Annotated in this window: 9 protein-coding genes; 5 read left to right on the forward strand and 4 right to left on the reverse strand. The window is 74.5% G+C overall.

Annotation, left to right across the window (positions count from 1 at the left end; translation table 11 throughout):
* The first annotated feature begins 169 nt into the window (after positions 1-169).
* Together ACIRD3_RS14065 and ACIRD3_RS14070 are read left to right on the forward strand one after the other, a co-directional pair.
* Complete coding sequence (locus ACIRD3_RS14065; RefSeq protein ID WP_402215316.1) at positions 170-601, forward strand: nuclear transport factor 2 family protein; 432 nt, start codon at positions 170-172, stop codon at positions 599-601.
* A gap of 154 nt (positions 602-755) precedes the next feature.
* Complete coding sequence (locus ACIRD3_RS14070) at positions 756-992, forward strand: hypothetical protein (RefSeq protein WP_402215319.1); 237 nt, start codon at positions 756-758, stop codon at positions 990-992.
* A gap of 73 nt (positions 993-1,065) precedes the next feature.
* On the opposite strand, the gene ACIRD3_RS14075 is transcribed toward ACIRD3_RS14070, so the two are convergent.
* The 4 genes from ACIRD3_RS14075 to ACIRD3_RS14090 all read right to left on the reverse strand — a co-directional run bounded on the left by ACIRD3_RS14075 (position 1,066) and on the right by ACIRD3_RS14090 (position 6,768).
* Positions 1,066-2,679: a sigma-70 family RNA polymerase sigma factor gene (locus ACIRD3_RS14075; RefSeq protein ID WP_402215322.1), complete on the reverse strand. Its 1,614-nt coding sequence runs from the start codon at positions 2,677-2,679 to the stop codon at positions 1,066-1,068.
* Between the two features lie 259 nt (positions 2,680-2,938).
* Positions 2,939-3,907: a CAP domain-containing protein gene (locus ACIRD3_RS14080; protein ID WP_402215325.1), complete on the reverse strand. Its 969-nt coding sequence runs from the start codon at positions 3,905-3,907 to the stop codon at positions 2,939-2,941.
* A gap of 115 nt (positions 3,908-4,022) precedes the next feature.
* On the reverse strand, positions 4,023-4,511 hold the full coding sequence (locus tag ACIRD3_RS14085; protein ID WP_402215328.1) for a GNAT family N-acetyltransferase: 489 nt from the start codon (positions 4,509-4,511) through the stop codon (positions 4,023-4,025).
* A gap of 166 nt (positions 4,512-4,677) precedes the next feature.
* A complete protein-coding gene (locus ACIRD3_RS14090; RefSeq protein WP_402215331.1) occupies positions 4,678-6,768 on the reverse strand; it encodes a hypothetical protein in 2,091 nt (696 codons plus the stop codon).
* Between the two features lie 158 nt (positions 6,769-6,926).
* Here ACIRD3_RS14090 and ACIRD3_RS14095 point away from each other — a divergent pair, with 158 nt between their 5' ends.
* The 3 genes from ACIRD3_RS14095 (at position 6,927) to ACIRD3_RS14105 (ending at position 10,325) form a co-directional block, all read left to right on the forward strand.
* Complete coding sequence (locus tag ACIRD3_RS14095; RefSeq protein ID WP_402215334.1) at positions 6,927-8,501, forward strand: ATP-dependent DNA ligase; 1,575 nt, start codon at positions 6,927-6,929, stop codon at positions 8,499-8,501.
* Positions 8,502-8,716: 215 nt separating this feature from the next.
* Positions 8,717-8,953, forward strand: coding sequence for a ferredoxin (locus tag ACIRD3_RS14100; protein ID WP_402215337.1), 237 nt, complete (start codon positions 8,717-8,719; stop codon positions 8,951-8,953).
* Between the two features lie 157 nt (positions 8,954-9,110).
* Entirely contained in the window at positions 9,111-10,325 is a 1,215-nt protein-coding gene (locus ACIRD3_RS14105) for a cytochrome P450 (RefSeq protein WP_402215340.1), read from the forward strand.
* Positions 10,326-10,475 lie beyond the last annotated feature (150 nt).

Here is a 10,475-nt window from a genome sequence, read left to right on the forward strand (position 1 = left end):
GGCCGTCCAAGGTTTCCGTGCGGGCGCCCTCCGCGCGCCCGGCCCCTTCCCCGTGCCTCTGCTCCGTGCCCATGCTCCGTGCCTCTGCTCCGGCCGGATTGTCAGTGGGCGGTGCTAGCGTTCCCAGCACGATCGAGGAACGGTCGGGAAACGAACGGGGGTCCTTCTCATGGGTGTTGTCGAGCTGCGGCAGTTCGGCGTCGAGGTCTACGACCGTTGGACGGCGCTGTGGAACGGCGAGTTGGGGCTGGCCGAGAAGATCATGGCGCCCGATTTCACCCTGCGGTACACGCAGGCCGGGTCGGAGGCGTTCGACGAGGTGCGGACGCCGGCCGGGCTGGCCGAGGTGGTCCGGCAGTGGCGGGCCAAGCGGTCGGAGCTGCGCTTCGAGGCCGAGGGCGTCGCGGTGGTGGACTTGGAGTCGGTCGACGGCGTGGTGTCAGGACTGGTGGCCCGGCCGTACCTGGCGAGCTTCTCGGACGGCGAGGGCGGCGTGGTGGCGCGCAGCGGGACGGACACCCTGCGGATCGAGGACGGGCTGATAACCGAAGTGTGGTCGGTCTCCTCCGGCTCCGCCGGGCGGACGTTCTACCGCGCCTGACCCACGGCCGGCCGGGTCGGGCGACACTGCCCGGCACGGGCGCGCGGCGGACGCGCAACCCCGGTCGTACGACGGCGGCGTACGGCCGGGGTTGCGCAGCGGTTCGCGAGGGCCGCGCCCGTAACCCTTCCGGCGCAGTGTCGTTGGACCGGCCATGAAGAAGCGCAGCATGCTCGCCGTCGCCTCGCTCGCCGTGGGTGTCGTGGCCTCCCTCACCGCGCCGAGTGCGCACGCCAGCGCCGTGGGCGGACAGGAAGGACTGCCCGGGCCGCTGAGCAGCGCGCCCGACGTGGTGCCCGGCCAGGTCGGCGACGCGGGTGGTGTCGTCGGGCACGCCACGGGATTCGTGACCGGATCGGCGGACGGCCTGGTCGGGGTCACCCCCGCGTAGCCCCGCGCCGCGCCGTACGCCTCCGGGGGCGGCCTGAGGGAGGTCTCAGGTCCGCCCCGGGGCAGTCGTACGGTCAGGACATCGGTGCTCCGAGGTCCTGGGTCCAGTAGGTGGTACCGGCCTGGCTGGTCGCGATGCCGACGCCGATGTCCTTGAAGCCGCAGTCGAGCATGTTCGACTGGTGGATGCCACCGTCCATCCAGTGGGCGAAGACCATCGCCGGGGCGGTCGTGCCACGGTCGAGGTTCTCACCCCACTGGGACCACCGGTAGCCGGCGGCGGTGATCCGGGCGTCGGTGCGGACGCCGTCGGGGTTGACGTGGTCGAAGAAGCCTCGGGTGGCCATGTCGTCCGCGTGCTTCTGGGCCGCGGTGTGCAGCCGGGAGTCGATCCGCAGCGGGGCGCAACCGGCCTTGGCGCGCTCGGCGTTGACCAGGTCCACCAGCTGGCGCTCCTGGGTGGGCGTCGGGGCGGCGGTGACCACCCGGGTCGGGGTGGGGGTCGGCGTGGGTGTGGGCGTCGGGGTGGGGGTCTCGGTCGGCGTCGGGGTCGGCACCGGCGTCGGGACGATCGCCACGGGCGCGGCGGCCACGGTCGGGGTGTCCAGGGCCGCGGCCGGGACGGTCGGCTCCGGGGCGGCCACCTGCGGGGGCTCGCTCTGCTGCGGCCAGACCAGCGCGAGGGTGGTCACGGCCACCGCCGCGGCCGCGCCGCTCACCAGGACGGCCTTGCGGGCCGCGGTGCCGGCCCAGCCGCCGTGTCCTCCGGCACCGGCGTGCGCTCCGGCGCCCGAGCCGGCTCCGGCTCCCGAACCCGTCCCCGCGCCCAGGCCGGTGCCCGCACCGGCGGCGGTGTGCGCGGCGGTCTGGGCGGCGACGGCGGCCGCGGTGTGCTGGAAGTGCAGCAGGACGGGCGAGCCGAGCGGGATCGGCACCAGGGCGAGACCGGCCAGCAGCCCTTCGGCCGGGAAGAGGTCGCGGCCGAGGCCGTCGCAGTCGGCGCAGCCGCGGATGTGGCGGGCGATGCGCTTGCGCCAGACCGAGTTCGGGGTGCCGTCGAAGCCGGCGGTGAGCTCGGTCAGGTCGGGGCAGCGCGGGTAGGCGCTGAGGGCGCGGACGACCACCCGGCCGGCTTCCAGCTGCTTCTTCATCCGTTGGACGCGGACGGCCGTGTGCTGCGGGCTGAGGTCGAGGGCCCCGGCCAGTTCGGCCCGAGTGAGGTCGCCGGCCGCCTCCAACCACCACAGGGCGAGGAGTTCGCGGTCGTCCGGATCGAGCCAGCGGGTCGCCTCGGCGACCTCGCGGCGCTGGCCGGACAGGCCGAGCCGCAGGATGGTGAGGTCGGTGAAGTCGGCCCGGGGGTCGGCGACCTCCCAGGTCTCGTCCAGCCCGCCGACCGCCTGCTGCTGGCCGGCGGCGCAGCGGCGGCGGACCTGGTTCATCGTGATGGCGACCAGCCAGGAGCGGAAGGACTCCGGGTCGCGGAGCCCGTCCAGGCCGTCCAGGGCGCGGATCATGGTCTCCTGGGCGACGTCGTCCACGTCGGCATGGCCGCCGAGGGCGCGACCGGCCACGTTGTAGACGAGCGGCAGCCAGGTGGCGACCAGCGCCTCCTGGGCCTGCCGGTCGCCGGCCTGCGCCGCGAGCACCAGGGTGCTCCCGGTCCTGTTCTGCACATCAGCGTTCATGGTCCGCACTCCGTCTTGCCGTGTTTCCGTCCGCCGCTGCCTCCTCGGAGACCTGTGGGGAGTGATCAGATAACAACAATGTGCGCGGAATCGGAAAATCGGCCCGGATCGGAGATCGGGTCGGCGATCGGGTCAGCGGTCGGATCGGGCAGCGGTGGGGTGTCCAATCGGCTTGGGAACCGGGCGAGGAAGCGTCGGGCGGGCCCGGGCTGGAACCGGCGGGCGGGCCCGGGCTCGGGGCCGGGGGGCGGCGGGCGGGTCAGGCCGGGGCGGCGAACACCTGGGTCCACCACGGGCCGCCGGAGCCGGTCCGCACGCCGACGCCGAGCTGCTTGAAGGCGCAGTTCAGGATGTTGGCGCGGTGGCCGGGGCTGTTCATCCAGGCGTCCATGACGGCGGCCGGGTCCTTCTGCCCGCGGGCGATGTTCTCGCCCCAGGTGCTCCAGCGGTAGCCGGTGGCCTCGATCCGGTGGTCGGCGTGGTAGCCCTCGGGGCTGGCGTGGTCGAAGTAGTTGCGGTCGGCCATGTCGTCGCTGTGCGACTGGGCCGCGGTGGCCAGCCGGGGTTCGGAGGTGACCGGGCCGCAGCCCGCCTTGGCGCGCTCGGCGTTGACCAGGTCGACGACCGCCTGGGCGTCCGAGGGGGCCGCGCCGCCGCCGACCGGGGTGGCCGGGGCGGTCCGCCGGGCGCTGGTCGCCGCGGCGGCGGTGGTGGTCCGGCTCGCACTCGCGGTCGCCTTGGCGGCGGAGGCGGAGGCGGTCGGGGTCGGGGTCGGGGTGGCCGTGGCCGTCGGGGAGGCGGGGGCGGTGGCGCTCGGCGTGGCCGGGGCACTCGGGGTGGCCGCCGGGTCGGTCGTGCCCGGGCCGGCCGAGGGCACGGCGGCGGCCGGGTTCGCTCCCCCGGCGCCGGGCACCTGGATGCCCTCGTGGGTGCCGATCTCGGCGGCGATCAGCGCATCGGCGGCCATCGCCTGGCCCATGGTGTCCCGATCGGACTGCTTGCCGCCGTACGCCGCGTAGCCGGCCCCGGCCAGCGCGGCGATCAGTCCTGTCCCGGCCACGGCGGCGACGACCGCGGTGACCGGTACGAACCCACCGCGCCGGCGACCCCGGCGACCCCGGTCGGCGTGCCGGTCGGCGGCCCGCCGCGCGGCCCGGCCACCGGGCCGGCCGCCCGCGCCCTCGCCACCGGTCGCCGGGAGGATGGTCGTCCTGTCGTCGCTGTTCACCTGGTCACGCTTTCTGCTCCGGGTCGGCTCGTCGGGTGCCGACATCTGGGAGACCTCCCGGCGGCGCGCCGATAACAGAAAGTCCGAACGAATGTCCGGCGGCCCGGTCACGGCATCAGCGCGCCGGGGTGTCCGGGGCGGTCGGGGCCATGTCGTAGGTGAGGAACGGGGTCCGGACGGCGACCCGGTCGTACGTCGCGCGGGCCCGGTAGTTGGTCTCGGCGGTGATCCAGCGGACGGTGTTCCAGCCCCGCTCGGCGGCGACCTCCCGCAGCCGGGCCAGCAGCAGGTCCACCGCCCCGCGGCCGCGCAGCTCCGGCGCGACGAAGAGGTCGTCCAGGAACCCGCCGACGGCCCCGTGCAGCGGCCGGCTGAACGGCCGGTAGTGGGCGAGCCCGACCGGCCGCGCCTCGGCGTCCCGGACCAGCAGCCCGTCCAGCTCGTGGGCCGGGTCCAGGAGCCAGAACCACACCAGCTCGGCCTTCTCGTCCGGGCACGGCACCTGGTAGAACTCGCAGTACCCGCGGAAGAGTTCACGCCAGGCTTCGTACTCGTCGGCCTCGGGTGCGCCCACGCTCCAGCGCTCGGCGGGGGTCTCGCTCATCTCGGTCTCCTCGGGGTCACGGCGTTTCGCGGCCCCCAGCATGACGCCCCGTCGGCCCCGCCACCGATCACCACCCCGGCCAAGACCACCGCCCCCGCACTCCACTCCGGCCCTTGGGGTTCCGGCCCGGGCCGCTCCCTCCGGGGCCGGGGGCGGTGGCGGGGGCTCAATGGACGAGCAGGGTCTGACCGACCTGCCTGAACTGCGCACCGATCCGGTCGGCGAACCCGGACGAGGCGGCGCTGACGCTGCCGACCGCGACGCCCGAGGAGTTGCGGTACGCGCCCTGGAGGGTCATCGAGTCCCCGGCCTCCCCGGCCTGGTCGAGGAAGAAGAGGGTCAGCGTCAGCATGGCGACGTTCTGCACGTCGGTGCCACCCGTCACCACGCGCCGGGTGCCCGCGTAGTCGGCGACCCGCTTCCCGTCCCGGAGGACCTGACCGCCCTCGAACTGCCACCGTCCGGCGGCGTCGTCGACGTCCACCAGGCTCCGCTGGTCCAGCGTCAGCTCCAGGGGCGGTGCCGGCGGGGCCGGCTGCGCCGTGCCGGCGGCGTGGTCCGCCACCCAGCCGGTCACCGTGCGGGTGTGGTGCTGCGGCGGGTCGGTCGACAGGTCCCAGGCGAAGTCGTGCGGCGGGGTCGGTGGACGGGTGTCCTCCAGGGCGCCCTGGGTGGGCTCGGGCGCACCGCTGCGCAGCAGCACCCGGCGACCTCCGGAGCCGTTCTGCAGCCAGAGGCCGTCGTAGGCCACCGCCTGGTCCGGTCCCAGCGAGTCCTCGGGCATGGTGAAGGCGAGGGAGATCATGCGCGGGCTGGACGCGCGGGTGAAGGCCCAGCGCCGCACGCCCTTGCCGGCCTCCCGGAGGACGCCGAACTCGTGGTCGTCCCCGTACGCTCCCCTGATCTGCCAGAACACGGGCCGGACGGCGTCGTACGCCACTTCGACGTCGAGCTGCTCGTCGACGCCGGGGATGTTGATCCCGAGCGTCCCGTCCGTGTCCAGGCCCGAGTGGGCGCGGAAGATCGCGCGCGAGCACTCGGGCGCCGAGAGCATCTGGCCGTAGGTCATCCCCTCCGAGGGTCGGGCGGCGGGGAAGCCGATCTTCGCCAGGGTCGCGGGGGCTCCCGTGACGGAGACCTTCTCCCCGTCGTGGCCCCGCCAGCCCTCGACGGTCAGGGCCTGGTCGAATCCGTTCGCGGTGGCGACCCGGGGCAGGGCGAGGTCGGCGAACGCCGCGTTGATCCGGTCGGCCACCTGGCGGGGTGTGAACGCGCCGGCGGGGAGCGCGATGGTCCGCGCGACCCCGTCGACCGTCACCCCGATCGTCTCCCCGGCGGCGAAGGTCGCCGTCCCGCCGGGAAACGGCCCTCCCTCGTGCTTGGCGGGGACGCCGTTGATCTGCCGGAACGGGGTGCCCATGACGCCCAGCGCCTTCGCCACCTGCGGTGGGAGCCGGTGGACGTTGAACCCGCCGCCCACCACGGTCACGTTCCTGCCGAACTGGGGCGGGAGATGGGCTTCGCACTGGCAGTTCAGCAGGACGGACAGGTTGTCCATGTAGTACGGCGGTTCGGTGAATCCCCCGTCGACGTAACAGTCGACGTAGCCGTTTCCGGCCTCGCTGGAGTCGTAGACGCCCGCCTCGCAGCTCAGCGTCAGCACGTGCTCGAAGTGGCTCGCCTGCGCGTCCTGGCCGTGCGCGTACGTCGCCCAGAAGCAGTCCTCGGCGAAGATCCGGGAGACGTACGAGTCATTGGTGGCGAACGCGGTGACGTGGTCCGGATCGGCCGGGTGGTTGGTGCGCCCGTCGAGGTCGATGCCCCGCTCCCAGTTCAGCAGGTAGAGGCTCTCGGCCCGGATCCGGCTCTGCGCGTGGATGCCGCGCCGGGCGAAGCGCTCCGCGTCCGGGCCGCTGGCGCGGGTACGGACCAGGGCCAGGTCCTCGAAGTGGGCGCTGCCCGAGGAGGCCGCCTCCACGACGAAGCCGTCCCGGTCGGGCGGGAACAGCAGGGTCGTGACGCTGCCCGGCAGGTGGTGGCCGTCGGCGGTGACCGCGGTGCGCACCATTCCGCCCTCGCCGCGGAAGTGCAGCGGGGCACTGACCACGAGGGGAGCCTGGTCGATCCGGTAGCGGCCGATCGGAATCTCGATGGTTCCGCCGCGCTTGCCGAGCGTGGTGATGGCCTCGACGAAGGCAGGCGTGGAATCCGTGACCCCGGTCCCGTCGGCTCCGTGGGAAAGGACGTTCTCACTCATGACGATCCGACCTGTCCGACCGCTCTTCGGGAAATCGTCCTCTCACCATCGTCACACCGGAGCGCGGCACCCGCAGTGCCGCCGAGTCGCACCCCCCAGGGAACGCGGATACCCCCGGAACGCGGATACCCCGAGGGCGTGGAAGCCCGGGGGCACCGATGCTGGGTGGAGGAGGTGGCGCGGTGGCCGGGTTGGAGCGGTTGGCGGAGGTGTCGCGGGCGGTGGCGGTGGAGCCCGGGCGGCGGGCGAAGACCGAGTTGCTGGCGGGGTGCCTGCGGGAGCTGGGGCCGGTGGAGGCGCCGTCGGCGGTGGCGCTGCTGTCCGGGGAGTCCCAGCGGCTGCGGACCGGGATCGGGCCGGCGGCGCTGCGGGGCCTGCCGGGGCCGGTCGCCGAGGCCGAGCTCGGGGTGCGGGAGGTGGAGCACGAGCTGGAGCGGATCGCCGCGGTGCACGGGGCCGGGGCGCAGGCGGAGCGGCGGCGGTTGCTGCACGGGCTGTTCGCTCGGTCGACGGCTGTCGAGCAGGGGTTCCTGCGGGCGGTGCTGGTCGGGGACCTGCGGCAGGGGGCGCTGGACGCGGTGGTCGGGGACGCCGTGGCGCAGGCAGCGGGGGTCCCGGCCGCGGCGGTGCGGCGGGCGCTGATGTTCCGGGGGTCGGCCCGCGCGGTGGCACAGGCCGCGCTGACCGGCGGTGCCGCCGCCCTCGCGGCGTTCCGGCTGGAGGTGGGACGGGCGGTGCGCCCGATGCTGGCCGCCTCCGCCCCGGACGTCGCCTCGGCGCTGGAGCGCACCGGCCCGGCGGCGCTGGAGTGGAAGCTGGACGGGATCCGGGTGCAGGTGCACCGGGAGGGCGACCAGGTCGCGGTGTTCACCCGGAGTCTGGACGACATCACCGCGCGCGTGCCCGAGGTGGTGGAGGCCGCGCTCGCGCTGCCGCTGCGTTCGGCGGTGCTGGACGGCGAGGCGATCGCGCTAGGTCCGGACGGGCGGCCGCGTCCCTTCCAGGAGACCGCCGCACGCACCGCGGCGCGGCGCGATCCCGAGCGGCTGCGGGCCGAAGTCCCGCTCAGCGTCTACTTCTTCGACCTGCTGCACCGGGACGGCGAGGACCTGGTGGACCACCCCGGCCGGGACCGCTGGACGGCGTTGGCCGAGGCCGCGCCGCAGGACCTCCGGGTGGCGCGCACCGAGACCGGGGACCGCGAGCGGGCGCTGGCCTTCTTCCGCGACACCCTGGCCCTCGGCCACGAGGGCGTGCTGGTCAAGGACCCGGCGGCCCCGTACGCGGCGGGTCGGCGGGGCATCGGCTGGATCAAGGTGAAGCCCCGACACACCCTCGACCTGGTCGTGCTGGCCGCCGAGTGGGGCAGCGGGCGGCGCCAGGGGTACCTCAGCAACCTGCACCTGGGCGCCCGGGCGGCGGGCGAACCGGGGCTCGGCCCGTGGGTGATGCTCGGCAAGACCTTCAAGGGCCTCACCGACGAGACGCTGGTCTGGCAGACCGCCGAACTGCTCGCCCGGGAGACCGAGCGGGACGCCTGGACCGTACGGGTCCGCCCCGAACTGGTGGTCGAGATCGCCTTCGACGGTCTGCAGCGCAGCCCCCGCTACCCGGCCGGCCTCGCCCTGCGCTTCGCCCGGGTGGTGCGCTACCGCCCGGACAAGAGCGCCGCCGAGGCCGACACCGTCGCGACCGTCCGGGAGATCGCCGCCACCGAGGGGTTGTCGTCCTGAGCTCGCCCGCCGGCCCGAGCGCAACGGCATGATGATCTGACGGTCATTCAAACCTGTTGTGCCATGAGAATGGTGCGACAGGGGTCGAATCGGCCATTCTCGACGTTCCCCTCGCCGCACCCTCCGTGGACGGAATAGCGGCGGGTTAGGTTGACCATGACAACGAGAGGCCGCCGCCGGGCCGCCGGCGGCGCACTGGCGAGAGGTGCCCGACCATGCGGGTGAGCGTCGACCGGGACCGCTGTTGCAGCTCCGGGATGTGCGTCACGAACGTTCCCGAGGTGTTCGACCAGGACGACCAGGACAGTCTGGTGCGACTCCGGCGGACCACCTTCCGGCCCGAGGAGTTCGACGAGCTGCGACTGGCGGCCCAGCTCTGCCCGGGCGGCGCCATCACCGTCACCGAGGACCGGCCCACCGGGACCGCCGAGGCGGGCGGGCCCGCCGACTGACGCCCCCGGCACCGCGCGAGCCGCCCCGAGCCGCTCCGAGGCGCTCCGAACCAACCTGAACCGACCTGAACCGACCTGAGCCACCCCGAACCACCGTGACGGCACGCCAGTCACCCCACCCCCACCGGAGCACACCGCCACGCAAGGAGCCCCCGCCTTGACGAACCCACCCACCGCCCCCGCCCTCCGGCTGCCCGCCCCGCACTCGGCCGGCTGCCCGTTCGCCCCGCCGCCCGCGTACACCGAGGCCGCCGCCACCGCCGTCCTCTCCCGCGCCGACCTGCCCGGCGGTGAGTCCTGCTGGCTGGCCACCGGCTACGACGAGGTCCGTACCGTGCTGTCCGACCGCCGGTTCAGCGCGGACCTGCGCCACCCGAACTTCCCGTTCCTGGTCGCCGGTGCCCGGGAGATCGTCACCGACAACCCGGCCTTCCTGCGGATGGACGACCCCGAGCACGCCCGGCTGCGCCGGATGGTCACCGGGGACTTCCTGGTCAAGCGGGTCGAGGCGATGCGCCCGGCCGTCCAGCGGATCGTCGACGAGACGCTGGACGGGATGACCGCCGGCCGGACCGAGGCGGACCTGGTGGCCGACTTCGCGCTGCCCGTCCCCTCCCTGGTGATCTGCCTGCTGCTCGGCGTCCCGTACGAGGACCGCGAGTTCTTCCAGCGCGTCAGCCGGACGCTGCTCAGCAGCGCCAGCGGCGTGGCGAAGCTGACCGAGGCCCAGGACGAGCTGCGGGACTACCTGCGGAACCTGGCGGACCGCAAGCGGGAGCAGCCGGAGGACGACATCCTCAGCCGGCTCGCCGCACGCGACGACCTGGCCCCGGACGACGTCGCCGCCACCGGCCTCCTGCTGCTGGTCGCCGGGCACGAGACCACGGCGAACATGATCGCGCTGTCCACCGCTCTGCTGCTGGACCGGCCCGAACAGGCCGCCAGGCTGGCCGACCCGGCCGCCCTTCCCGGCGCGGTGGAGGAGCTGCTGCGCCACCTCACCATCGTCCACACCGGGGTGCCCCGGGTGGCCCTGGAGGACGTGGAGCTGGGCGGGACCACGGTCAGGGCCGGGGAGGGCGTGATCGCGATGCTCTCCACCGCCAACCGGGACGAGACGGTGTTCGGCGGCGCGGGCCGGCTGTCCACCGACGAGTTGGACCTGGACCGCGACGCCCGGCGGCACCTGGCCTTCGGCTTCGGCGTGCACCAGTGCCTCGGCCAGCCGCTGGCCCGCGCCGAGCTGCAGATCGCCCTGGCCACCCTGTTCCGGCGGCTGCCCGGCCTGCGGCTGGCCGTCCCGCGCGAGGAGCTGGCGTTCCGGACGGACTCCTTCATCTACGGCATGCGGTCGCTGCCCGTGACCTGGTGACCCCACCCCGTCCGGATCCCGGGTCCGGATCCCGGCCCGGCTCGGCTTGGCTCGGCTCGGCTCGGCTCGGCTCGGCTCGGCTCGGCTCGGCTCGGCTCGGCTCGGCTCGGCTCGGCTCGGCTCGGCTCGGCTCGGCTCGGCTCGGCTCGG

The organism is Kitasatospora sp. NPDC093550 (assembly GCF_044764985.1).
In the GTDB taxonomy this organism is placed as follows: Bacteria; Actinomycetota; Actinomycetes; order Streptomycetales; family Streptomycetaceae; genus Kitasatospora.

Excerpts from the sequence above, each read along its gene's own strand:
- ACIRD3_RS14085 (WP_402215328.1), bottom strand. The coding sequence starts at position 4,511 with ATGAGCGAGACCCCCGCCGAGCGCTGGAGCGTGGGCGCACCCGAGGCC.
- ACIRD3_RS14075 (WP_402215322.1), bottom strand. The coding sequence starts at position 2,679 with ATGAACGCTGATGTGCAGAACAGGACCGGGAGCACCCTGGTGCTCGCG.
- ACIRD3_RS14095 (WP_402215334.1), top strand. The coding sequence starts at position 6,927 with ATGCTGGGTGGAGGAGGTGGCGCGGTGGCCGGGTTGGAGCGGTTGGCG.
- ACIRD3_RS14100 (WP_402215337.1), top strand. The coding sequence starts at position 8,717 with ATGCGGGTGAGCGTCGACCGGGACCGCTGTTGCAGCTCCGGGATGTGC.
- ACIRD3_RS14065 (WP_402215316.1), top strand. The coding sequence starts at position 170 with ATGGGTGTTGTCGAGCTGCGGCAGTTCGGCGTCGAGGTCTACGACCGT.
- ACIRD3_RS14090 (WP_402215331.1), bottom strand. The coding sequence starts at position 6,768 with ATGAGTGAGAACGTCCTTTCCCACGGAGCCGACGGGACCGGGGTCACG.
- ACIRD3_RS14070 (WP_402215319.1), top strand. The coding sequence starts at position 756 with ATGAAGAAGCGCAGCATGCTCGCCGTCGCCTCGCTCGCCGTGGGTGTC.